The organism is Vibrio sp. VGrn 2 (assembly GCF_009361695.1).
GTDB classification, from domain to species: Bacteria; Pseudomonadota; Gammaproteobacteria; order Enterobacterales; family Vibrionaceae; genus Vibrio; species Vibrio diabolicus.
On record NZ_RBWD01000018.1, the window covers coordinates 34059 to 59353 of the forward strand.

Annotated in this window: 19 protein-coding genes; 15 read left to right on the forward strand and 4 right to left on the reverse strand. The window is 47.1% G+C overall.

Annotation, left to right across the window (positions count from 1 at the left end; translation table 11 throughout):
* The first annotated feature begins 4 nt into the window (after positions 1 to 4).
* Positions 5 to 484 (forward strand): tRNA (uridine(34)/cytosine(34)/5-carboxymethylaminomethyluridine(34)-2'-O)-methyltransferase TrmL, encoded by a 480-nt coding sequence (trmL, locus tag D8S93_RS21350; protein ID WP_005382381.1) that lies wholly within the window; start codon positions 5 to 7, stop codon positions 482 to 484.
* 69 nt (positions 485 to 553) lie between these two features.
* On the opposite strand, the gene D8S93_RS21355 is transcribed toward trmL, so the two are convergent.
* A complete protein-coding gene (locus D8S93_RS21355) occupies positions 554 to 1072 on the reverse strand; it encodes an FxsA family protein (protein ID WP_005397539.1) in 519 nt (172 codons plus the stop codon).
* A 430-nt stretch (positions 1073 to 1502) separates the two neighbouring features.
* Between D8S93_RS21355 and aspA the strand changes: the two genes are divergently transcribed.
* From aspA to D8S93_RS21375, 4 genes are all read left to right on the forward strand, one after another.
* Positions 1503 to 2954, forward strand: coding sequence for an aspartate ammonia-lyase (gene aspA / locus D8S93_RS21360; protein WP_005397540.1), 1452 nt, complete (start codon positions 1503 to 1505; stop codon positions 2952 to 2954).
* Positions 2955 to 3129: 175 nt separating this feature from the next.
* Positions 3130 to 4437, forward strand: a complete 1308-nt coding sequence (locus D8S93_RS21365) for an anaerobic C4-dicarboxylate transporter (protein ID WP_005382378.1) — start codon at positions 3130 to 3132, stop codon at positions 4435 to 4437.
* A gap of 161 nt (positions 4438 to 4598) precedes the next feature.
* Positions 4599 to 6410: a protein-disulfide reductase DsbD gene (locus tag D8S93_RS21370; protein ID WP_152815375.1), complete on the forward strand. Its 1812-nt coding sequence runs from the start codon at positions 4599 to 4601 to the stop codon at positions 6408 to 6410.
* Positions 6411 to 6604: 194 nt separating this feature from the next.
* Positions 6605 to 7234: a response regulator gene (locus tag D8S93_RS21375; RefSeq protein ID WP_005397542.1), complete on the forward strand. Its 630-nt coding sequence runs from the start codon at positions 6605 to 6607 to the stop codon at positions 7232 to 7234.
* 2 nt (positions 7235 to 7236) lie between these two features.
* Here the strand turns inward: D8S93_RS21375 and D8S93_RS21380 are convergent, their stop codons facing one another.
* Positions 7237 to 8982, reverse strand: a complete 1746-nt coding sequence (locus tag D8S93_RS21380) for a potassium/proton antiporter (RefSeq protein ID WP_152815379.1) — start codon at positions 8980 to 8982, stop codon at positions 7237 to 7239.
* A 520-nt stretch (positions 8983 to 9502) separates the two neighbouring features.
* On the opposite strand from D8S93_RS21380, the gene D8S93_RS21385 reads away from it, so the two are divergent.
* The 5 genes from D8S93_RS21385 (at position 9503) to D8S93_RS21405 (ending at position 14227) form a co-directional block, all read left to right on the forward strand.
* Positions 9503 to 9766: a DUF4212 domain-containing protein gene (locus D8S93_RS21385; protein ID WP_005397548.1), complete on the forward strand. Its 264-nt coding sequence runs from the start codon at positions 9503 to 9505 to the stop codon at positions 9764 to 9766.
* Between the two features lie 12 nt (positions 9767 to 9778).
* Positions 9779 to 11506, forward strand: coding sequence for a sodium:solute symporter family protein (locus tag D8S93_RS21390; protein ID WP_005397550.1), 1728 nt, complete (start codon positions 9779 to 9781; stop codon positions 11504 to 11506).
* Positions 11507 to 11762: 256 nt separating this feature from the next.
* Positions 11763 to 12245, forward strand: coding sequence for a hypothetical protein (locus D8S93_RS21395; protein WP_152815381.1), 483 nt, complete (start codon positions 11763 to 11765; stop codon positions 12243 to 12245).
* A 201-nt stretch (positions 12246 to 12446) separates the two neighbouring features.
* Complete coding sequence (locus tag D8S93_RS21400) at positions 12447 to 12824, forward strand: hypothetical protein (RefSeq protein ID WP_012841320.1); 378 nt, start codon at positions 12447 to 12449, stop codon at positions 12822 to 12824.
* A gap of 17 nt (positions 12825 to 12841) precedes the next feature.
* A complete protein-coding gene (locus D8S93_RS21405) occupies positions 12842 to 14227 on the forward strand; it encodes a class II fumarate hydratase (protein WP_152815385.1) in 1386 nt (461 codons plus the stop codon).
* Between the two features lie 112 nt (positions 14228 to 14339).
* On the opposite strand, the gene D8S93_RS21410 is transcribed toward D8S93_RS21405, so the two are convergent.
* Positions 14340 to 17771: a PAS-domain containing protein gene (locus D8S93_RS21410; RefSeq protein ID WP_152815388.1), complete on the reverse strand. Its 3432-nt coding sequence runs from the start codon at positions 17769 to 17771 to the stop codon at positions 14340 to 14342.
* Between the two features lie 135 nt (positions 17772 to 17906).
* Complete coding sequence (locus D8S93_RS21415; RefSeq protein ID WP_152815391.1) at positions 17907 to 19094, reverse strand: 3-phenylpropionate MFS transporter; 1188 nt, start codon at positions 19092 to 19094, stop codon at positions 17907 to 17909.
* A gap of 230 nt (positions 19095 to 19324) precedes the next feature.
* On the opposite strand from D8S93_RS21415, the gene D8S93_RS21420 reads away from it, so the two are divergent.
* The 5 genes from D8S93_RS21420 to accB all read left to right on the forward strand — a co-directional run bounded on the left by D8S93_RS21420 (position 19325) and on the right by accB (position 25285).
* Positions 19325 to 21151, forward strand: a complete 1827-nt coding sequence (locus tag D8S93_RS21420; protein ID WP_152815394.1) for a DUF294 nucleotidyltransferase-like domain-containing protein — start codon at positions 19325 to 19327, stop codon at positions 21149 to 21151.
* A gap of 35 nt (positions 21152 to 21186) precedes the next feature.
* Positions 21187 to 21816, forward strand: coding sequence for a 3'-5' exonuclease (locus tag D8S93_RS21425; RefSeq protein WP_005382363.1), 630 nt, complete (start codon positions 21187 to 21189; stop codon positions 21814 to 21816).
* Positions 21817 to 22053: 237 nt separating this feature from the next.
* The gene (acs, locus tag D8S93_RS21430; RefSeq protein ID WP_152815397.1) at positions 22054 to 24006 is read left to right on the forward strand and encodes an acetate--CoA ligase; all 1953 of its coding nucleotides are present in this window, start codon (positions 22054 to 22056) and stop codon (positions 24004 to 24006) included.
* A gap of 303 nt (positions 24007 to 24309) precedes the next feature.
* The gene (gene aroQ / locus D8S93_RS21435) at positions 24310 to 24759 is read left to right on the forward strand and encodes a type II 3-dehydroquinate dehydratase (protein ID WP_152815400.1); all 450 of its coding nucleotides are present in this window, start codon (positions 24310 to 24312) and stop codon (positions 24757 to 24759) included.
* Between the two features lie 61 nt (positions 24760 to 24820).
* The gene (accB, locus tag D8S93_RS21440; RefSeq protein ID WP_005397840.1) at positions 24821 to 25285 is read left to right on the forward strand and encodes an acetyl-CoA carboxylase biotin carboxyl carrier protein; all 465 of its coding nucleotides are present in this window, start codon (positions 24821 to 24823) and stop codon (positions 25283 to 25285) included.
* The last annotated feature ends 10 nt before the right edge of the window (positions 25286 to 25295 follow it).

Consider the following 25295-nt stretch of genomic DNA (forward strand, 5'->3'; position numbering starts at 1 on the left):
TACCATGTTTGATATCGCTTTATACGAACCAGAAATCGCGCCGAACACCGGCAACATCATTCGACTTTGTGCCAACTGCGGTGCAAACCTTCACTTAATTGAACCTCTGGGTTTCGATCTTGAAGAGAAGAAAGTCCGCCGCGCTGGTTTGGATTACCATGATTTAGCTCGCGTAACGCGTCATAAGAACTATCAAGCATTCTTAGAATATTTAGAGAAAGAGAAACAAGGTAACTACCGATTGTTTGCCTGCACCACCAAAACCACAGGTCACCACGTTGATGCACAATACCAAGCAGGTGACGTATTGATGTTTGGTCCAGAAACTCGTGGCTTGCCTGCTGAAATCATCGATAGCTTGCCAATGGAGCAGCGTATCCGCATTCCAATGATGCCAGATGCGCGCAGCCTAAACCTTTCGAACGCCGTTGCGATCATTGCTTTTGAAGCATGGCGTCAAATGGGGTTTGAAGGCGCGTTGTAAGCACCACGATTTTCAGACACAAAAAAGGGCGCTCGTGCGCCCTTTTGTTTTCTTTACTCTCTGACTCAATCAGTTGAGCTTGTTGCGATCATCATCGTCTTTACGCTCGTATTCCCCTTCAAAGGTATTGCCATCGTCTGACTGGGAATCAAATGGGTCACGGCGGAACGGGTCTTGCTCAAATGGCCCTTGGTTAGAGAAACCACCTTGGAAGCCACCACCATGCATGGTTTTCACCACCATTTTACTCATCAAGTATTTGGCAATCGCGGCGCGTGGCGCAGGAAGCAACACCAGCATACCAAGAGCATCGGTCATAAAGCCCGGTGTTAACAGCAGCACGCCAGCCACCGCTAGCATTACGCCTTCAAAAATTTGCTGGGCTGGAATTTCACCTTGTTCCAGACGCCCCTGCACCGACATCAAAGTTTGGATGCCTTGGCTGCGCACCAACGATGCACCGACAAATGCCGTGATTAATACTAATGCGATAGTCGGCCACAAACCTAAAAAGCCGCCCACCTGAATAAATAAGCCGATTTCAATGATCGGGACAAAAATAAACGCCAATAATAAGATAGGAAACACACGCCCTCCTTTGTTTAATTCAGTGTAATGGTAAAAGCGGACTAAGCTCAAACGAATCGTTGTAAAAAAGCGTGTTCATACTGGTCTCTTCCTACGCAGAAAAAGTGGTAGTGGAGTGTTTCATTCAATTGCATACCGATTTTTTCGTGCTTTTAAAGTGCTAATTTCGAACTCTAAAAACCCATGTTTGTCGAGGAAAATCGAGTACCCATAAAGGGTTATTAATAACCCGTTCATACTTTGCAAATTATTGACTCATGAAAAACGAAAAAGGTGATCTAGTTACTATTTTTATGTGCTAGGTGCAGTATCATGTGCCACATAAGTCAGGACGGATTTTCCAGCCAAAAATTCTGATGAATGGATTCTAGATTGCAGAAATGGCTAATAAATAACTTTATTATCAGAATTATCATCTAAGGATCCTGCTATGGCTACCCTATCTGATGCTCCAAAAACAGCAAACCCAGCCACTCGTATTGAAGAAGATCTATTAGGTCAACGTCATGTCCCTGCAGATGCGTACTACGGTATTCATACGCTACGTGCGATCGAGAACTTCAACATCTCTAATATGACCATCTCTGACGTACCAGAATTTGTACGCGGTATGGTAATGACCAAAAAAGCAGCGGCGTTGGCAAACAAAGAACTTGGTGCGATTCCAAAAGACGTTGCAAACTACATCATCGAAGCGTGTGATTTGATCCTAGAAACTGGCAAGTGCATGGATCAGTTCCCATCAGACGTATTCCAAGGTGGTGCGGGCACTTCAGTGAACATGAACACGAACGAAGTGATCGCAAACGTTGCGCTTGAGCTAATGGGTAAAGAGAAAGGTCAATACGAATTTGTTAACCCAAATGACCACGTAAACAAGAGCCAATCAACCAACTGTGCGTACCCAACGGGTTTCCGTATCGCGGTTTACAACAGCGTACACAAACTAATGGAAGCAATTGAGTACCTAAAAGGCGCATTCGAACTTAAAGCAATTGAGTTTAAAGATGTACTGAAAATGGGTCGTACTCAGCTACAAGACGCGGTACCAATGACTGTAGGTCAAGAGTTCCACGCTTGGGCAGTAACACTAAACGAAGAGATTCGTGCTCTAGATTACACCTCTAAACTGCTCCTAGAAATCAACCTAGGCGCAACCGCAATCGGTACAGGTCTAAATACACCGACTGGCTACCAAGCGCTTGCAGTAAAACACCTAGCGGAAGTAACAGGTCTTGACGTTGTTGCGGCAGAAGACCTTATCGAAGCGACTTCTGACTGTGGCGCATACGTAATGACGCACAGTGCACTAAAACGTCTAGCGGTGAAACTATCGAAGATCTGTAACGACCTTCGTCTACTTTCTTCTGGCCCACGCGCTGGTCTAAATGAATTGAACCTACCTGAAATGCAAGCAGGTTCTTCAATCATGCCAGCAAAAGTAAACCCAGTTATCCCAGAAGTAGTAAACCAAGTTTGCTTTAAAGTTCTAGGTAACGACAACACGGTTTCTTTCGCAGCAGAAGGCGGTCAGCTACAGCTAAACGTAATGGAACCAGTTATCGCACAAAGCATGTTTGAGTCTATCTCTCTACTACACAATGCGTGTGTGAACCTACGTGATAAATGTATCGACGGCATCACAGTCAATAAAGAGACTTGTGAAAACTACGTTTACAACTCAATCGGTATCGTCACTTACCTAAACCCATACATCGGCCACCACGAAGGTGACATCGTAGGTAAGATTTGTGCGGAAACCGGTAAGAGTGTTCGCGAAGTTGTGCTAGAGCGCGGCCTGCTAACCGCAGAAGAACTTGATGAAATCTTGTCAGTCGAAAACTTCATGCATCCAACTTACAAAGCGAAACGCTACGAGTAATAACTAATTAGAAGGGGGCCACTCAGGCCCCTTTTTTAGGCTCTCATACGGTTAACCACATTTTTTATATGCTTTTATTGCCATTAGGCCACTGGGTTCTAATTCTCTGAGCATTTACTCCTGTTCCTGAGTGTTCAAAAAATCAGAATCAAATAAAAACTAAAGAGGTATCAATATGGTCATGGTCGAACTCTTCGTGGTTCTGCTCTTCATCTATTTGGGGGCAAGAATCGGTGGTATCGGCATTGGTTTTGCCGGTGGTGCTGGGGTCATTGCGTTGTCTTTGATCTTAGGCGTGCCAACAAGCCAAGCTTACATTCCCGTTGACGTAATTTTGATCATCATGTCGGTCATCACGGCTATCGCAGCAATGCAAGTGGCAGGTGGTTTAGACTGGATGGTGCAAGTTGCTGAAAACTTTTTGCGCAAGCATCCTGAGCGCATCACCTTTTATGCGCCTATCGTAACTTACCTAATGACGCTGATGGCCGGTACTGGCCACACGGCATTCTCTACGTTGCCAGTGATTGCAGAAGTCGCGAAAGGCCAAGGCGTGCGTCCTTCTCGTCCACTGTCTATCGCAGTAGTGGCATCGCAAATCGCGATCACTGCATCACCAATCTCAGCGGCTGTTGTCGCGTTTGCGGCAATGCTGCACCCATTTGGCGTTGACTACCTAACACTACTAGCAATCTGTATCCCAACGACGTTCATCGCGTGCATGATCGGTGCGTTCGTGGCGAACTTCATGGGCTGTGAGCTAAAAGACGATGCTGAATACCAAGAGCGTCTAGAAAAAGGCTTAATCAAGCTAAATACAGAAGCAAAACGCGAAATCCTACCAACAGCGAAAAAAGCGACGTTCATCTTCCTAGGCGCGATCGCCTTTGTTGTGTGCTACGCAGCAGCAATTTCTGGCTCTGTTGGCCTTATCGAGAACCCTGCTCTAGGTCGTAACGAAGCTATCATGACGGTAATGCTAGCAGCCGCGGCAGCTATCGTAATGAGCTGTAAAATCGACGCTGGCAAAATCCCAGCAGCAGCAACATTCCGCTCTGGTATGACAGCGTGTGTGTGTGTTCTTGGTGTGGCATGGCTAGGTTCTACCTTCGTTAACGCGCACGTTGACGGCATCAAAGAAGTCGCTGGTGCGCTACTAGCAGACTACCCATGGATGCTAGCACTTGTTCTATTCTTCGCTTCAATGCTGCTTTACTCGCAAGGTGCAACCACGGTTGCGCTGATGCCAGCAGCACTAGCAATCGGTGTGGCACCACTAACCGCCGTTGCGTCTTTCGCAGCAGTAAGTGCGCTATTCGTACTGCCAACTTACCCAACGCTACTTGCGGCGGTTGAGATGGACGACACGGGTTCAACTCGTATCGGTAAGTACGTATTCAACCACCCATTCTTTGTACCAGGTGTGGTAACCATCGCTTCTGCGGTAGCACTTGGCTTCGCATTCGGTGGTCTACTGATCTAGTGGAAACAGAGTCTTACTCGGGGAGCTTCGGCTCCCTTTTTTATTGCCTGTCGTCTTGAATTATGCTCAATAAATCTTCATTTTCATGAAACTTATTGACTCGCCTCCGGGTCTGATTGAGTTACACTAACGGCAATTATCTAAGATGAATTGACTCTTTTATGCGCGCATTACTTTCCGTTTTACTCTTAGGGCTTATTACCTTTTCCACTCCGTCTTTGGCCTTGTTTGGCAAAGACCAGTTTACCAATAGCCAGAACAACAGTTTTGGTAGCAGCAGCGACAGCTTTGTTCCGGTCGATCAGGCATTTCCGTTTAATTTCTACCAGCAAGACGACAAATTGATGCTCGATTGGCAGGTACGCGATGGTTATTACCTGTATCAAGAGCGTTTATCTGTGTCTGGTGAGAACATCTCACTGGGCGAACTGCAAATGGAAAACGGCACGCCACATAAAGATGAATTCTTTGGTGATGTGCATATCTATACCACACCATTATTTGTCAATATCCCACTGAGTAATTGGCAAGAGGGCGCACGTGTCATTGTGCAATATCAAGGCTGTGCGAAAGCGGGCTTCTGCTACCCACCAGAAACGCGTGAGATTCCAATCAGCGCGTTTTCTTCATCCAATTCCGACACCGTAGCACCGACTGCCAAGGCACCGACGACAGAACAAGCACAGCCAGCAACAAAACCAACCTCCACTTCAGTACCAGTCAGTGAGCAAGATAGCTTAGCCGCGAATCTAGCCGACAAGTGGTGGACGCCGTTGTTGTTTTTGGCACTTGGTGTGGGTCTAGCATTTACCCCTTGTGTGCTGCCGATGTATCCCATTCTCACCAGCATCGTGCTTGGCAGTGGCAAACTGAGCCAACGTCGTGCGCTTGGTTTGTCCTTTGTTTACGTACAAGGCATGGCGCTAACTTACACGCTGCTCGGCCTTGTAGTGGCGTCTGCGGGTATGCAGTTCCAAGCGGCGATGCAACACCCTTATGTGCTGATTGGTTTGAGTGTACTGTTCATCGCATTAGCTCTGTCGATGTTTGGTCTGTACTCATTGCAGTTACCAAGCAGCGTGCAAACGTGGCTGAATAACTTAAGTAACAAGCAGCAAGGTGGTAGCAGTGCTGGCGTGTTTGCAATGGGGGCAATATCTGGCTTGGTTTGTTCTCCGTGTACTACCGCCCCACTCTCTGGTGCGCTGCTTTACGTCGCACAAAGTGGCGACTTACTCACCGGTGGGGTCGCCCTTTACGCGCTGGCGATGGGCATGGGTATTCCGTTGATCCTTGTAGCGGTATTTGGCAACAAATTGCTACCAAAAGCCGGCGGTTGGATGGACCGCGTGAAAACGCTGTTCGGCTTTATTCTGCTTGCTGCGCCTATCTTCTTGTTGGAACGCATCATGCCAGAAATGTGGTCAACAATTCTGTGGTCAACACTGGGCATCGCTGCCTTTGGTTGGCTGTATCATGTGAAAAACAGCTTGGAGTTTGGTGGCTGGAAACAAAGCGCCGTTGGCATCATGGCCGTATTGGGTTTGCTCGCGTCAGCACAGCCAGTATTAAATTACTGGTTTGGTAATAACGCAACGCAAGCTCAACAAACTTCCGTAAGCTTTACACGCATTGCCAATGTTGCAGAGTTGGAAGAACAACTAGCGCTAGCCAAAGCAGCTGGCAAACCTGTGATGCTCGACTTCTACGCCGATTGGTGTGTGGCGTGTAAAGAGTTTGAGAAGTACACCTTCCATGATCCAAGCGTCGAAGCCAAGCTAAAAGACTTTGTTCTTTTGCAAGCTGATGTAACCAAGAACCAAGTGCAAGATATTGAGTTACTCAAACACATGAACGTACTTGGCTTGCCAACCATCGAGTTCTGGGATGCGAATGGCGAACACATTTCAAACGCGCGTTTAACCGGCTTTATGCAAGCCGAGCCTTTCTTAGAGCACATCCAACAATTCTGATCATCAGATATTCAAACGCCAGTGATGACCACTGGCGTTTTTTATTACCCAGATTTGAATGAGAAAATTGCGCTTATATGCAATTTTCCTAATAAAAGTCGATTTGGTTCAGACTTTTAGCGAATAAATATTGTCCACTCTCTCAAAGCTGGACAATAATAAATTTAACGAAATAGTCAAAAGTGTTTAACGTCATGGATTCGACCTACACCATCATCATTGCAGACGATCACCCACTCTTCCGTAATGCCTTGTTTCAATCTATCCACATGGCAATCAGTGGGGCAAATTTGCTTGAAGCGGACTCACTCGACGCACTACTGGCTTTGTTAGAGCGAGAAGAAGAGCCAGATTTGGTGCTACTGGATCTCAAAATGCCAGGAGCAAATGGTATGTCTGGCTTGATTCACTTGCGAGCAGAACACCCAGACTTACCAATCGTCGTCGTCTCGGCTAGTGAAGAGCCAGCGATCGTGACACAAGTGAAAAGCCATGGTGCGTTTGGTTTTATTCCGAAATCGAGCGATATGCGCGAATTGGTGAATGCGCTCAATCAAGTGCTCAATGGCGACCCGTATTTTCCTGAAGGGCTGATCACCAATAACGCGGCATGTAATGACTTAGCGGAGAAGATTGCCGCGCTAACGCCACAGCAATATAAGGTGTTGGGGATGTTGTCAGATGGCTTACTGAACAAGCAAATCGCCTACGAATTGAATGTTTCAGAAGCCACCATCAAAGCGCACATGACGGCGATTTTCCGCAAGCTCGGCGTAAAAAACCGCACACAAGCCGTCATCATGCTAACGGAGATGAACGACTAGGTTCACTCCTCGTCAGCGAGCAGGCTTTGCTCGCTTGGCAACCGGATACCTACTTTGGTGACTTGTTGGTCAACGACATCGGCAATGATCCATTGCAAGCCTTGCCACTCGAATTGGTCCCCTAACACTGGTGTACTCCCCAATTGTTCTTCTACAAGGTTTCTCAAGCTTTTATCGAGTGACTCATCGCCCAAGTTCAGGCCATACATCATCGCAATATCGGCAAGGTTCACTTCAATATCTAGGAAGAAATCACCAAAGAATCGTGCCAATGACGCTTTCTCAGGCGCTTCACTGAATAGCAAGCTCAGAGCATCCAAATCCTTTTCTTGCGCCAACACACACAAGGTATCGTCTTCTTCGAGGCGCGTGCTGCCTGACGGATGCAATAACGCCTTATTGCGAAATACTGCGGCGATGCGCGTTCCATCCGGCATCGAAAGACTACGCAATGGTTCACCAATACACCATTTATCCGCTTTAAGCTTATAGATAAACAGCTCCCACTCACTAGTTGGGTAAATCTCCACACCAGTGCGTGAAATTGGCTCAGGTTTAGAAGGCAGCTCTACCTTCGCTAGAGACATCGCTTTAGTCAATGTGCCACCTTGCACAATCAAAGAGACCATTACCACGAAAAACGCCAAATTGAAGTACAACTGCGCATCTGGCAATCCTGCCATCATTGGAAATACCGCCAGAATGATTGGGACAGCACCGCGCAAGCCCACCCAAGAAACAAACCACTTTTCACGTGGTGTGAAACTCTTGAATGGCAGTAAACCGATCCAAACCGAGATTGGACGGGCAAATAAAATCATCCCAAAGGCCAGCGCCAAACCAGGCAAAGCAATAGAGAGCAAGTTGGAAGGCGTAACCAATAAACCAAGCACGAGGAACATACCGATTTGAGCTAGCCACGTCATGCCATCTAGAACATGAAGAATGGAATGGCGGCTGCGTGTTGGACGATTACCTAGCAGTAAACCAACCAGATAAATTGACAGAATACCGCTGCCACCTAATGTATTAGATAAAGCGAAAATCAGCAAACCACCACTGACGGTTAAAATCGAATATAAGCCATCCGGCAGTTGATTACGATTGATGACCTTCCACAAAATCCAGCCACCAGCAAAACCGAGTAAAGCGCCAATACCAAACTGCTTAAGAAAACTGAGCGCCAAAAAGCCCACACTCAAATCTGCATCTGGGTTCGCTAAAATAGCAATCAGAGTAACAGTCAGAAACACCGCCATAGGATCATTGGTGCCGGATTCAATTTCCAGCGTTGAGCCAACACGTTCGTTAAGACTACGACCTTTGAGTAGAGAAAAAACCGCAGCGGCATCAGTGGAGCCGACTATCGCACCAACTAATATACCTTGCAGCAAGTCTAAGTCGAATAACCACGTTGCCATCAGCCCGGTCAAAATAGTGGTGATTGCAACCCCAAACGTTGCCAAGGACACCGAAGGCCATAACGCCACCCTAAAGCTGGCAACCCGTGTTCTCATACCACCATCGAGCAAAATGATGGCTAATGCGAGGTTACTGACCAAGTAAGCGATCGAAAAATTATCAAATAAAATACCGCCTAAACCGTCTTCCCCCGCCAGCATTCCAACGGCTAAAAATACCAAAAGAATTGGGATTCCCAACTTAGAGGAAACTGGGCTTAAAAGAACGCTAAGTGCGATTAACAACGCACCTATAAGAAAAAAACTGTTAATGGTGTCTGCGTCCATTCTCACCCTCCCTTAATGAAAAACGATATGCTTGTGATGAGCTAAGGCGACTTCGTTAATAAGTTAATGCCTTAATCTGCCTCCTCCTTAAACCGTCCCAAAGCGCGAGGTTGTACGAGAATGACTCAGTTATATTACTTTATTGTGCGCTAAAACGGTGATTTGGTACGAAAACTTTATGTAAATAAATTACTTGTGAATTTTTCACGCCAATTTTTTCGCTGATTGATAAAAAGAAGAACGCAGAATGTTTCTGTTAAGGATCGCTAAAATCAATGAAGAAAAAATTAATCACGTCTCTTATTCGTGCTTTTTATCATTTCTCTCCTTAGACCTTTGGCTAATTTAACAGCTTTTTAACATTAACAAATAACCCTAACTTCTCTCTAAGCGACCATATCACGGGAGTTTTTTATTTTTTATACCCCGACTAAAGTTGAAAAGAGTTCTTGCCAACACCTTGCTAATGTACATGTTGAAACATTTTTTTAACAACAATACCAATCGTAAGGAGACGGCAATGGCATTTGAAAGCGAAGAAAGAGCCAAAGCCTATTGGGACAAAAACGTGAAGCTCATGATTGGCCTTATGGTCATCTGGTTCGTAGTGTCTTTCGGCTGCGGCATTTTATTTGTCGACGTACTTAATCAATTTCAATTAGGTGGATACAAACTTGGTTTCTGGTTTGCTCAGCAAGGCTCCATCTACACCTTCCTAGGTATTATTTTCTATTACGCATGGAAGATGCGCCAAATCGACCGTGAATTCGGCGTAGATGAGTAAGGAGTAACTCAGATGGATTTGAAAACTATTACCTACCTGGTTGTTGGTGCAACCTTCGTCCTCTACATCGGTATTGCGATCTGGGCGCGTGCGGGGTCAACCAAAGAGTTCTATGTCGCTGGTGGCGGGGTCAACCCAATCGCTAACGGTATGGCAACCGCTGCTGACTGGATGTCGGCGGCATCGTTCATCTCAATGGCGGGTCTGATTGCCTTTATGGGTTACGGCGGCTCCGTATTCCTAATGGGTTGGACGGGCGGTTACGTACTGCTTGCACTGTTACTCGCCCCTTATCTACGTAAGTTTGGTAAGTTTACGGTGCCAGAGTTTGTTGGTGAACGCTTCTACTCGAATACGGCACGTATCGTGGCGGTTATCTGTCTTATCATCGCATCGGTCACTTATGTTATCGGCCAGATGAAAGGCGTTGGCGTTGCCTTCGGTCGCTTCCTAGAAGTTGATTACTCAACAGGCCTACTGATTGGTATGTGTATCGTATTCATGTACGCCGTACTTGGCGGCATGAAAGGCATCACTTACACGCAGATTGCTCAATATTGCGTACTCATTCTTGCTTACACTATCCCTGCAATCTTTATCTCTCTGCAACTTACAGGTAACCCGTTACCTCAGATTGGCCTCGGGAGTACCATTCAAGGCACCGATGTTTATCTGCTCGATAGGCTCGACCAAGTGGTGACCGAACTCGGCTTTAGTGAGTACACCACACAGGTTCGCGGTAGCACACTAAACATGTTCGTTTACACCATGTCATTGATGATCGGTACTGCGGGTCTACCACACGTTATCATCCGTTTCTTTACGGTACCTAAGGTGCGTGATGCGCGTACTTCTGCTGGCTGGGCACTTGTGTTCATCGCGATTCTATACACAACAGCGCCAGCAGTTTCAGCAATGGCTCGTCTAAACCTAATGGATACCGTTAACCCAGCTCCGGGCCAACACCTTGCGTATGATGAGCGCCCTGATTGGTTCAAAAACTGGGAAACAACAGGTCTATTAGGCTTTGATGATAAGAATGGCGATGGCCTGATCGAGTACACCTCAAACCCTGACACCAATGAGTTGCGAGTTGACCGTGACATCATGGTACTAGCAAACCCAGAAATCGCTAAGCTACCAAACTGGGTCATTGCACTCGTAGCCGCTGGTGGTCTCGCTGCAGCACTATCCACAGCTGCGGGTCTGTTGCTCGCTATTTCGTCGGCGATTTCCCATGACTTAATCAAAGGGGTTATAAATCCGAACATATCCGAGAAGAAGGAGCTGCTTGCCAGCCGAATCTCGATGGCGGTGGCAATCGCAGCCGCAGGCTATCTCGGATTGAATCCTCCTGGCTTTGCCGCTGGTACGGTGGCGCTCGCCTTTGGTCTTGCTGCATCATCCATCTTCCCTGCGTTGATGATGGGTATCTTCAGCAAAGGCATCAATAAAGAAGGCGCAATCGCCGGTATGATTGCCGGTATCAGTATCACACTGTTCTACGTATTCCAGCACAAAGGCATCCTATTCGTTGCTGACTGGAAATATCTAGAAAGCTGGGGAACCAACTGGTTCCTAGGTATTGAGCCAAACGCGTTTGGTGCTATCGGCGCACTATTTAACTTCATCGTGGCATTCGCGGTATCGAAAGTTACGGCGGAAACACCTCAAGAAGTTAAAGATCTTGTTGAACACGTTCGTGTCCCTGTTGGTGCAGGCGATGCCGTGGACCACTAAAATCTAACGCAAGCCACAAAAGCCCCACTTGGGGCTTTTTTATTCACCTAACTTATTCTAATAATTAGATTCCCTGAGCCGTAGCAAGGAAGCACACGAATGGCATTGATTATATGTTCGGGGAACGCAGAAACAATCGTTTAGAACAGGGCAAAGATTGCAGCAAGCTAGTTGCTCTACCTTCAAAATCATTAACGAAGTTATTAGTGATTTTAGCCAGTTAAAATGAACAGATAATTGATGGAATTAGTATTTTATGTTCAAAAACAAGCACTTTATTCTCGCTCTGCTTATTGCGCCGATTCTTTCTTTGATCGCCTACTTCGGCACCGATATGGCACTCAGCGAGAAACCCCACGCGGCACAAGAAGGGGAAACTTACAAACTCGCGAGTAAGTCTAACTGTCGTTACACCAGTGGACTGTGTGACATGGAAAATGGCGACTTTAAAGTGAAGTTTCGCTCAGAACAGCTCACGAAAAATGGCTTAGAATTGTCACTCAATGCCGCCTATCCACTCGAAGGGGTCAAAGTTTCCATCGTTAATGACGAAGAGAAAAATGCTCAGCCGATTAATATGAAGCCCGCCGATCAGGCTGGAAAAAGTTGGTACATTACCTTACCAAGACCAGCATCCGCAGAAAGTTGGTTAAGAGTCGTCATTCAATCTGGAGGCACACTTTATTACGGCGAAACACAAACCGCGTTTGTGAAGTACGAAACCTTATTTACAGAGTAATGGCCACAGATAAAGACACCGATATCCAAAACGTCGATACCTCATTGTCACCTCAGGACTAAATAATTCCCTCTCTGCCGACGCTTTTACGTCGGCTTTTGTTTCCGTAAGTCTTTCTTCAACAACCTCTTACTCTAAAAAGGGTTGCCAATCCACCACTTAATTGATAATAATTATCATTACATTAAACAAGAGGTGGTTATGGACAACAAACGGGACATCTTCAACGCATTTTTTAAAGCACAAGATAGATTCCTTCTCGCCGCACCACACGGCTTTGAGCCAGACGTAATTCATGACTATATTCATTGGGGAATGGTGTTGTCTTCCTGCTATGAACACGGTGCCGATGAAGAAAATCTATTGTTGTGTGAGCTGTTTTTGCGTCAGGTTTATTTCCATCTACTAGACGCAATTCAAGACTCCACTCGCAGTCGCATCTTCCGTCGTGTCTGTCTCGATTCTATCCATACGCCATTATTCTGTCTCAAACGCTATTACTATCAGTTTGAACAAGGCGACGTGAAATTTCTCGCATTACAACAACAATTACGCCTGATTCAAATCTCACTCGATTAACCAAAAGGATCCCTACCATGAGCACCGAATTCCGCATAGAAACTGACAGTATGGGCGAAGTGAAAGTCCCAGCAGATGCACTCTACCAAGCCCAAACTCAGCGCGCCGTCGATAACTTCTCATTCAGTCAATATAAGATGCCATCTGGCTTCATCCAAGCGTTGGCACACATCAAGCAGACTGCGGCACTCACCAACGCACAATTGGGGCTGCTTGAAGGTGATATCGCTAATGCGATTGCTGACGCAGCTCAGGCGATTATCGAGGGCAATCATATTGAGCAATTTCCAATTGACGTATTTCAAACCGGATCAGGCACCAGCTCAAATATGAATGCGAATGAAGTGATTGCAACACTGGCCTCCCAGCATCTAGGCGGTACCGTCAGTCCTAATGATCACGTCAACATGGGACAAAGCAGCAACGATGTGGTGCCAACCGCAATTCAAGTTAGCGCAGCATTAGCCATTGAAAAACAGCTCTTTCCGGCCCTGTCACACCTCAGCCAAGCACTAGAGTCTAAGCAGCAATCATTGAAAGATGTTGTAAAAACCGGTCGCACTCACTTAATGGACGCGATGCCCATTACCTTTGCTCAAGAGCTTGGCGGTTGGCAGTTCCAAATCGACCATGCTAAGCAAGCGATTGAGCAAGCACTGCCAGCGGTAAAAGCCTTAGCCCAAGGTGGTACGGCAGTTGGAACGGGGATCAATGCCGATCCACGCTTTGCAGACTTATTCGCTAGCAACCTAACCCAGTCAACTCGTATTCAGTTCACGGCCAGTGATAACTTCTTTTTCAATTTAAGCAGTCAAGATGCGATCGTCGCTCTGTCGGGACAGCTCAAAACAGCAGCAGTTGCGATCATGAAGATCGCAAACGATCTTCGTTGGATGAATTCAGGCCCATTGGCTGGTTTAGGTGAGATTGAATTACAAGGCTTGCAACCGGGTTCTTCCATCATGCCTGGCAAAGTAAACCCTGTGATCCCAGAAGCCGCAGCTATGGCCTCAGCGCAAGTCATTGGTAATGACACCACTATTACCGTCGCGGGCCAAGCTGGTAACTTCCAACTAAACGTCATGCTACCTGTCATTGCTCATAATATATTGGAGAGCATCGAGTTGCTCGCTAACAGCGCAACCGCTTTATCCGATAAGGCCATTGCAACATTCGAAGTTCGTCAAGATAACTTGGATGTAGCGCTCGCCAAAAACCCAATTTTGGTCACGGCCCTCAACCCGGTCATTGGCTACCTGAAAGCGGCAGAAATCGCGAAGAAAGCCTATAAGCAGGGTCGTGCGATTATTGATGTCGCAGAAGAAGAAACCGATTTAGATAGAGCCACGCTAGAACGATTGCTTAATCCCGCAAAACTCACCCAAGGTGGTGTTGCGGAATAAGCGGCAAACTCAGCCTACAAACCAAAATAAGATTACAAACCAAAATAAGATTACAAACACAGAGACCTCCATTCGGAGGTCTCTTTTATAGCAACGCTAAAACACTCTAAATCTATGCGACGCGGTTGAGCACCGAACGCAATTTAAGCGGCTTAACTGGCTTCGCAATAAAGCTGAACCCATTTGCCTTGATGCCATCAAGCATATCATCGGTGCGATCCGCGCTGATGATGACACCTTCAAAGCAGCTGCCTAGTCTCAAGCGACATTGCTGTAGCACTTCCAAGCCAGTACGACCATCATCAAGTCGGTAATCGGAAAAAATCACGTCCGGAATCCAACCATCCTCGAGAGCTTGTAGACTTTCGACCAAATCGGTCGCCACTCGCGTATCGCAGCCCCATCGAGACAGTAAGTTTTCCATACCGACTAAAATATCGGGCTCATTATCCACACATAGAATTCTTAGATGACCAAGTTCAGACTGGTTACTTGTCGTGACTTGAACTGGGTACGGCTGCACATGATCGGCTTTATCAAGCGTGATAGAAAAGACACTGCCTTTACCAACCCAAGAACGCATCGAAATTTCATGCCCGAGCACTTGAGCAATTCCCTTGGAAATCGCCAAACCAAGCCCGAGACCTTGGTCGGAACGAACTTGAGTTCCGCGATTAAACTCTTCAAAGATCTCTTGCTGCTTCTCTTCTTCAATACCTACACCGTTGTCCCACACATCAATACGCACTCGCCCTTTTACCCGGCGAACACCAAGCGCCACTTTGCCATTCGGGTTATAACGAAACGCATTGGTCAGGAAGTTTTGCACCACACGGCGCAGCAGTTTGGGATCCGATTTCACCATGAGTGAGGATGGAATCATGGTGAATGCTATACCTTGTTGCTTGGCTAATGCGCTGAACTCCGCATTCAAATTCGACAACACATCGTTTAACGCAAAACCGTGCACATTGACTTCCAGCTTGCCCGACTCCAAGCGCGAAATATCCAGCAAATCTCCTATCAGGTCTTCGGCCGCCTCTAAAGCACTCTCAATGTGAGCCGACAGCTTTTTAGCTTCGCTGTCTTTGGCTACTTCCGACAATGAAGAAGCGAACAGGCGTGCAGCGTTGAGTGGCTGCATCAAGTCATGGCTTACTGCCGCCAAGAACCGTGATTTGGACTTCGATTCCAAATCGGAGCGTTGCGTCGCTGCCACCAGCTGCTTGTTAAGTTGTTCTAATTCCCGAGTCCGCAGACGCACCCTTTCTTCCAATGTCTCGTTGGCGTCTTTCAGCGCTTGCTCCGCATCACGGAATACGGTGATGTCGGTAAAGCTCATCACAAAGCCACCACCTGGCATTGGGTTACCTTGTACCTCAATCACACGACCATCAGGACGGACCCGAGAAGAGGTGTGCCGAGTCCCTTGCTCAAGGTGATACACACGGCGACGGACGTGGTCATCAGGATCGCCTGGGCCACATAAACCTTGCTCTGCATTGTGCCGAATCACATCCGCAATCGGTCGCCCAACTTGGATCAAGCCTGGCGGAAATTCAAAGAGTTCTAAGTAGCGTTGGTTCCAAGCCACCAAGCGTAATTGCTTATCGACCACCGCAATACCTTGCCCGATATGTTCAATCGCCCCTTGAAGTAGGCCTCGGCTAAAATCGTACAGTTCAGAGGCTTCATCGACGATAGTCGCCACCTCTTCAAGCTGCATGTTTCTTCCCTGCAACGCAGAAGTGAGTACTAACTTAGCAGAAGAAGCGCCGAATACCCCGGCTAATACACGTTCGGTATGTCGAATCAGAGAAGATGGCGCCTGCTGATTCGGCATTAGCTCTTCTCGTTGCTGGCTCCAATACGCTTGAAAAGCCGCTTTTACTCGCGTTCGCCCAACAAACCTAGACGCTAGCATTTCTAGTTCAGCAACCGTAACACGACTCTGGTACAGGCTCATGTTTTCGCTTTCAGGCAGTGGCGTACCAACGAATGACGCCGATTGTAAGCGCTCACTTAGGCTTGGTCGTGTGGTCATAGAAACCACAACAAAACATACTGCATTGGCGACCACGCTGAGGATCATCCCCCAATCTGAAATCGCAATGTCAAAGCCAGCCAATACCTCTGGTGGGGTGATCAACCAAATCAAAAAGTTGTTACTGGCATTCCCGGCAAGCATGTCCGTTTGGCTCATTAACGTAATCAGCCAAATGGTAAAGCCTACCGCCAAGCCAACATACACACCTTTCTTATTCCCTTGACGCCAGTACATACCGCCCACCAGCGCAGGCGCGAATTGCGTGATCGCCGCAAATGAGAGAAAGCCGATCGCTGAGAGTGAGTGAATGGTATCTAACGCTTGATAAAAACCCCAAGCGCCAATTAGTAGGACTAAAATCAGACCACGGCGGATCCGCAGTAATAATTCAGAGAAGTGATGATGGTTACGCTGCGTCAATCGCATGCGACGCAACAGTAGTGGCATAACCAAGTCGTTCGATACCATGATCGCTAAGGCAATCGTCGACACGATAACCATGCCACTGGCCGCCGAAGTGCCGCCTAAAAATGCAAGCAAAGCGATTTCACTCGCCCCTACCGACATCGGTACACTGATCACATAAGTATCAGGCGAAGCACCACTCAACAACCCTTGCCCTACCCACGCAATAGGTAAAACAAAAATCCCCATCAAGATCAGATAAATGGGAAACAACCAACGAGCAACACGCAAATCTTGCGCGCGTTCGTTCTCCACCACCATCGTATGGAATTGTCGTGGAAGACACACAATCGCCAGCATCGTGAGTACGGTATGAATCAATATGGTCGGGATGTTTGGTGACTGATACGTCTGTGTGGCAACGTCAACTAAGCTCAAATTCTCGGTGTTCATCGCCAACCAAACAATGAATACACCGACTACTAAAAACGCCAACAGTTTGATAATCGATTCGAAGGCAATCGCCATCATCATCCCACGATGGTGTTCCGTGTTATCAATGTGCCGGGTACCAAATAGCATGGTAAAAATTGCCAGTGCGACCACGACAAACCACGACACGCTATCGTTTTGATAACCAAAATCGGTAGCCAGTTCTGGGGCAATGATTTCTAGCCCCATGGTGATACCACGCAACTGCAAAGCGATGTACGGCAAAATTCCCGCAACCGCAATGAGTGTAACGACTACGGCCAAACCTTGAGATTTGCCGTAACGAGCTCCGATAAAATCAGCAATCGACGTGATGTGTTCCCGTTTAGCAATCAAAATAAGCCGAGCTAAAACGCGCCATCCGATGGTAAACACTAAAATGGGGGCAATATAGATGGGCAAGAAAGACCAAGGGTTAGTGCTGGCCTGCCCGACCGTGCCGTAGAAGGTCCACGATGTACAGTACACCGCAATGGAAAGGCTATAAATCCACGGCCGCCAGCGTGCTAACCACCTTTTCTGAATGTCGCCGTACCACGCGATGATAAATAAGGCTCCCAAATACGCCAAAGAAACGGGAACCACCAGCCATCCTTGCATCCGATATCCTTTCTTGCCTTTCTTGCCGTTTTAAAGCAAGAGAATAAAAAAAACCTCTCCATTAGGGAGAGGTTTCATTTAACACTGCTTTCACAACGGAGACAAAGCTTAGTTTTTAACCTTTGTCACAGAAGTCTAATTCTGTGTTTCCAGTGACTTGTCTGATACATCGACCACATGATGTGGCTCTTGTGGTTCGAGCTTGATGAACAATGCCAATAAACCCATCGCGGCCATGCCCCAGAACACAAGTGGTCCCCAGTGCTCATAACCCCAACCGCTCAACACGGTCATCAGTGCGATGAATGCGCCTAGAGGAATCGCGTTATACAATGCTTGCAGCGCCACTATCTTATTCTCTTCCGAGTTTTGGATATATTGAATCGCAGCAATGTGTGCCGTTGCGAATGTCACGCCATGCAATAATTGAACAATCACCAAAGCAACAATCGACGTTGTCGATGCCGTAATGCCCCAACGCATCATCACACCAACGGCAGCAACAACAAATAACGCGCGCATTGACCAACCGACAAATAAACGCTTGCTCAGCGCAAACACTGCCACTTCGGCTGCAACACCCAAGCTCCACAGATAGCCAATCACATCTTCCGAATGACCTGCGGCTTTCCAGTGAATAGCGCTAAAACCGTAGTAAGCCGCATGACTGCCCTGAATTAATGACACCAACACTAAGAATTTAAGTATCGGCTTGTCAGTCAAAAGAGCACTCAGTTTTGGACGCTCCGCGCTTTGCCCACCAAGCGTAACGGGCATCGGGTTAGTCATACGCATTGAAAATAGCAACGAAACTAATACCCCGGCCATCGCCGTGTACAAGATCATATCAGAGCCAAATTCAGCCACCAGATAACCCACGGCCGTCGAACCCGCGATAAAGGCGATCGAGCCCCATAAGCGCGTACGGCCGTAGTCGAGCATTTTCAGACGAGCGTAGTAGTTTGCCATCGCATCCGATAATGGAACAATCGGTCCACAACAGAGGTTAAATAGCACCGTCGCTAACGCCATTAACCAAAAACTGCCACCTGTAAAAAAGTGAAATCCAACAAAAAGGAGGGCAGCGAAACTCAACCAACGTAAAGCAGGCATAAGGTGTTCAACTTTGTGCACTCGTGGGGTGATCACGATATTGGCGACACAACGTGTCGCAAGACCTAACCCAACTAGCAAACCGATGTCGGTCGAAGAGACACTTTGCTCCTTAAACCAAAGTGACCAAAATGGCAGATATACGCCATACGCAAAGAAGAATCCGAGAAAGTACTGGGAAATCCAGCCATACGGAGAAGGTTTCAACATTACTAATATCCTAAAACGGGAACATCAACGTTCGAACCGGGAATTATGGATCGCTATGCGTATTATAAAAAGGGAAGAATAGGCAACTTATCGTTTCCTCGATGGAATACTAACTTTGCGACATTGGCCATCTTAAAGCGAAATCATCGTGATTTAGACCAAAGTCGTCTGGCTTCCAGTAGGAAATTTGTCAGACTTAGAGAGTGTTCCTTCCATCATTGGGTGTTCTCATGCCTGACAAATTTAACATGCAATCTCCACCGTTCGACCGCTTAACCGAAGCACAACAGACACGACTGCGCTCGTCTCTGGACGTTGCCTACTATCGAGCTCGAGATGTTATTTTATCTTGCGGACAGAAAAACCCTCACTTACATATTCTGATCAAAGGCGCGGTAGAAGAACGCTCCCAAGATCAGCAGGAAGTGTTCGCGCATTATGCCAACGACGATATGTTTGATGTGCGCTCATTACTTGAAGACAACGTACGTCATCAATACATCGCTCTTGAGGACACACTCTCCTATCTGCTGCCGAAAGACGTCTTTCTGGCGCTTTACAACGAGAATGGTCAGTTTGCGGCCTATTTCGATAACAATTTATCAAAGCGACAAGAACTCATCGAAGCCGCTCACCAACAACAAAACTTGGCAGAGTTTATCCTCACCAAAGTTGACCGCAGCATTTATCACCCACCGATGATCCTTGAGCCAAATACGCCGATTAACGAGGTGACGCACACCCTAAAAGCAAATGGGATTGATGCAGCACTTGTCAAACTCAATGATGACGACCCGCGATTAGAAAAATGGCCTTCGACTCATCCATACGCCATCGTGACGCGCACCAACATGCTGCACTCCGTGATGTTAGATGGCTGCGCACTCAATACCCCTGTCGGTGATATCGCCACCTTTCCTGTCTATCACGTTGATGATGGTGACTTTTTGTTCAATGCCATGATCACCATGACCCGAAATCGAATGAAGCGTCTCATGGTATGTGATGGCAACCAAGCCGTCGGCATGCTGGATATGACCCAAATTCTCAGCGCGTTCTCCACCCACTCTCACGTGTTAACGCTCAGTATTGCCAGAGCAAGCAGTGTGGAAGAGCTCGCATTGGCCTCAAACCGCCAGCGTCAATTGGTCGAGAGTTTATTGAGAAACGGCATCCGCACTCGCTTTATCATGGAGCTGATTTCCGCCGTGAACGAGCAAATTATCGAAAAAGCGTTCGAGTTAGTGGTTCCACCAGCCTTGCACGATCATTGCTGCTTAATCGTACTAGGCTCAGAAGGTCGAGGAGAACAAATTCTCAAGACAGACCAAGACAATGCTCTAATTATTCAAGATGGTTTGGAATGGCCTCATTGCGAACAAGTGATGCAATCCTTCACGCACACTCTACAACAGCTCGGCTACCCACTCTGCCCGGGTAAAGTCATGGTCAACAACCCGAAATGGGTCAAAACGCAGCAAGAGTGGATAAACACCTTAGACCGCTGGATAGCCAAAGCCGAACCACAACAAATCATGGACTTAGCCATTTTCAGTGACGCCCATGCTGTTGCGGGGAATCGCGAGCTGCTGGCTCCAATCGCGGCCCATCTTCGCGATACAATGAAAGATCGCATGTTGATACTGTCTGATTTTACTCGCCCTGCCTTGCAGTTTTCTGTGCCCCTAACTCTGTTTGGCAACGTAAAAAGTGCTAAGGACGGGTTAGATATTAAACGCGGCGGCATTTTCCCAATTGTGCACGGCATTCGCACCTTGTCTTTGGAATATGCCATTGAGGAGAAGAACACGTTTGAGCGCATTGAAGCACTTCGGAAAAAACGCATCTTAGAGCCTGAAACGGCAGATAACCTCAACGAAGCACTGAAATTGTTCTTTAAGGTTCGCCTTAATCAACAACTCAAAAAGCAAGAAGCATTGAATAACATTGATATTAAACAACTGGATAGAACCGAGCGTGATTTACTTCGCCACAGCTTACATGTAGTGAAAAAATTTAAGCAATTTTTAGGTTTCCACTATCAAATTCGTGATTAACCATGGTTTTCATAAATCATACAGAGGCGTAGGCAATGAACTGGTTACAACGCAAATACTGGCACTACAAACTGAAAGGATCTCCTTATCAGTCACTTTTTTGCACGCCCGATAAAACGGAATACGTTTCTCTCGACTGCGAAACCACCAGCCTTGATCCAAATCGCGCCGAGTTGGTGACCATTGCTGCCACGAAGATCATCGACAACCGCATCATCACTAGTCAGCCATTTGAAGTCCGCTTACGCGCGCCGCAATCGCTCGATTCTGGCTCAGTCAAAATTCATCGAATTCGCCACCAAGACTTAGTCGACGGGATTAGCGAAAAAGAGGCGCTGCTCGAGCTGCTCGACTTTATCGGCAACCGACCACTTGTCGGTTATCACATTCGTTACGATAAAAAGATCTTAGATCTTGCTTGTCTGAGGCAACTTGGCTTTCCACTTCCTAACCCGCTCATCGAGGTCAGTCAGATTTATCACGACAAGCTGGAAAGACATTTGCCGAATGCCTATTTCGACTTAAGTCTGGATGCCATTTGTAAACACCTCGAACTTCCTATCCAAGATAAACACGACGCTTTACAAGATGCGATTTCTGCCGCTTTGGTCTTTGTTCGCTTAACGAAAGGCGATTTGCCCAACCTAACCGCGCCGTATACATAAAAATCAGTTGACCTAGCTCCCAGAAATACTTTTGTTTCAGCGATTTCACGGCGCTTCCCTCACTCTCATCCTAAAGTCTAATTGTGGAAATACGCGCAGTGACTGACAGTTATAAGCACAACGTCGTCATTACCACGACCAAGTTATTTAGAACCAAAAAACAGCCCTACAAAAACATATTCAAAATCTTATCTAGATTGGTGTAAGGCCGAGAAATAAGGCACAAGGAGAGAAGCCATGAGCGAAGCCCACGTTTATCCGGTAAAAGAAAATATTAAAACTCATACACACGCGGATAATGATACTTACTTAGCCATGTATCAGCAGTCGGTAACCGATCCAGAGGGCTTCTGGAACGAACACGGCAAAATCGTTGATTGGATCAAACCTTTCACCAAAGTAAAAAGCACCTCTTTCGATACTGGTCATGTCGACATTCGTTGGTTTGAAGATGGCACGCTGAACGTCTCGGCTAACTGTATTGACCGTCATCTCGCAGAACACGGGGATGACGTCGCAATCATCTGGGAAGGCGATGATCCAGCCGACGACAAAACACTCACTTTCAACGAACTACACAAAGAAGTGTGTAAGTTTTCCAACGCATTGAAAGAGCAAGGCGTACGCAAGGGCGACGTGGTATGTCTATACATGCCAATGGTGCCAGAAGCCGCAGTGGCTATGCTCGCTTGTACCCGCATCGGTGCGGTTCATACCGTTGTATTTGGCGGTTTCTCACCAGAAGCTCTCTCTGGCCGTATCATCGACTCTGACGCTAAAGTCGTGATCACCGCTGATGAAGGCGTGCGCGGCGGGCGTGCCGTTCCACTGAAAAAGAACGTGGACGAAGCACTAACTAACCCAGACGTAAAAACCATCAATAAAGTGTTGGTGCTTAAACGTACAGGTGGTGATGTCGAATGGCATGAACACCGTGATGTTTGGTGGCACGAAGCAACAGCTAACGTTTCTGACGTTTGCCCACCAGAAGAAATGAAAGCCGAAGATCCGCTGTTCATCCTTTACACTTCAGGTTCAACAGGCAAACCTAAAGGTGTACTACACACAACAGGTGGTTACCTCGTCTACGCGGCGATGACCTTCAAATATGTGTTCGATTACCAACCAGGCGAAACCTTCTGGTGTACCGCGGACGTGGGTTGGATTACCGGTCACACTTACCTAATCTACGGTCCACTTGCAAATGGGGCGAAGACCATCTTATTCGAAGGTGTACCAAACTACCCAAGCACAAGCCGAATGAGTGAAGTGGTTGATAAACACCAAGTCAACATTCTATACACCGCCCCAACCGCGATTCGTGCGCTAATGGCAAAAGGTGATGAAGCGGTTGCAGGCACATCTCGTTCAAGCCTGCGCATCATGGGCTCAGTGGGCGAACCAATCAACCCAGAAGCGTGGGAGTGGTACTACAAAACGATTGGTAACGAGAACTCACCTATCGTCGATACTTGGTGGCAAACGGAAACTGGCGGCATCTTGATTGCGCCACTACCGGGGGCAACCGATCTAAAACCAGGCTCTGCGACTCGCCCATTCTTCGGCGTCCAGCCTGCTCTTGTCGATAACATGGGCAATATTCTTGAAGATACTGTTGCTGAAGGTAACTTGGTTATCCTTGATTCTTGGCCAGGCCAAATGCGCACGGTTTACGGCGACCATGAGCGCTGTGAACAGACCTACTTCTCAACCTTTAAGGGGATGTACTTCACCAGTGATGGTGCGCGTCGTGACGAAGACGGCTACTACTGGATCACAGGCCGTGTTGATGACGTATTAAACGTGTCGGGTCACCGTATGGGTACCGCTGAAATTGAATCAGCGCTAGTGGCGCACCACAAGATTGCAGAAGCGGCGATTGTTGGTATTCCACATGACATCAAAGGCCAAGCTATCTACGCTTACATTACATTGAACGATGGTGAATTCCCGTCAGCTGAGCTGCACAAAGAAGTTAAAGATTGGGTGCGTAAAGAGATTGGTCCAATCGCGACACCAGATGTACTGCACTGGACGGATTCCTTACCGAAGACTCGCTCTGGTAAGATCATGCGTCGAATCCTGCGTAAGATTGCAACGGGCGATACAAGCAACCTCGGAGACACATCAACGCTTGCCGATCCGAGCGTGGTAGACAAACTCATCGCAGAGAAAGCAGAATTGGCATAAATTCAACCAACTGTTTTAAAAGCACTTTAAAAACCGCCATCACTCATGGCGGTTTTTTGCTTTTGCGCACAAATTAGCCACACAAAGAACATGGCAATTATGTTGTTTTTGTTAACTTGGTTACAGAAACGAAGGTGGCTATTAGGAGATTAGACCAGTAAATTGCTGCTAATTGCTATGAATTAGCTATAATCTTGGTCGATTTTTTAAAATTTGCTCGGTTTTAACAAAAAAATCGTGCTGAACTATCGTATATTTGGGAATATAAACGTTCCACTCACGATAAGGGAAGATAGCAACACAATGTCTGCAAAGTCACGGATTCTTGTTCTAAACGGACCAAATCTTAACCTATTGGGTCTGCGCGAACCGACACACTATGGTCACAGCACCCTAGCACAAGTTGTGGATGCTCTTACGAAGCAAGCTCATAACTCTGGGGTGGAACTGGAACACCTACAATCAAATCGTGAGTACGAACTGATTGAAGCCATTCATGCTGCTTATGGCAAGATTGACTTCATCATCATCAATCCAGCGGCTTTCACTCATACCAGTGTGGCACTGCGAGATGCATTACTTGGCGTCGCCATCCCATTTATTGAGGTGCACTTATCAAATGTGCACGCACGTGAACCATTTCGTCATCACTCTTATCTGTCAGATAAAGCAGAAGGCGTGATTTGCGGTCTAGGCGCACAAGGTTATGAATTCGCTCTGTCTGCCGCGATTAATAAGCTACAGGCAAAGTAACCCTAACACTCTGCAACCCCACGAGGGTTGTCTTAATCACAAGATAAAAGAGAAAGAAAAGATGGATATTCGTAAAATCAAGAAGCTAATTGAGTTAGTTGAAGAGTCTGGCATTGCTGAGCTAGAGATTTCTGAAGGTGAAGAGTCAGTACGCATCAGTCGTCACGGCACTGCAGCCCCTCAAGCACCAGTTCACTACGCAGCAGCTCCAGTAGCGGCACCTGCTCCAGCAGCAGCGGCACCAGTAGCAGAAGCGCCAGCAGCAGAAGCTCCAGCAGCTGCAACGCCTGCAGGTCACCAAGTTCTTTCTCCAATGGTTGGTACTTTCTACCGTTCTCCAAGCCCAGACTCTAAAGCATTCGTAGAAGTGGGTCAGAAAGTAAATGCTGGCGATACGCTATGTATTGTTGAAGCAATGAAAATGATGAACCAAATCGAAGCGGACAAATCTGGCGTTGTTACAGCGATCCTAGCTGAAGACGGCCAACCAGTTGAATTCGACCAACCTCTTGTTGTAATCGAATAAGCGGGGCTTG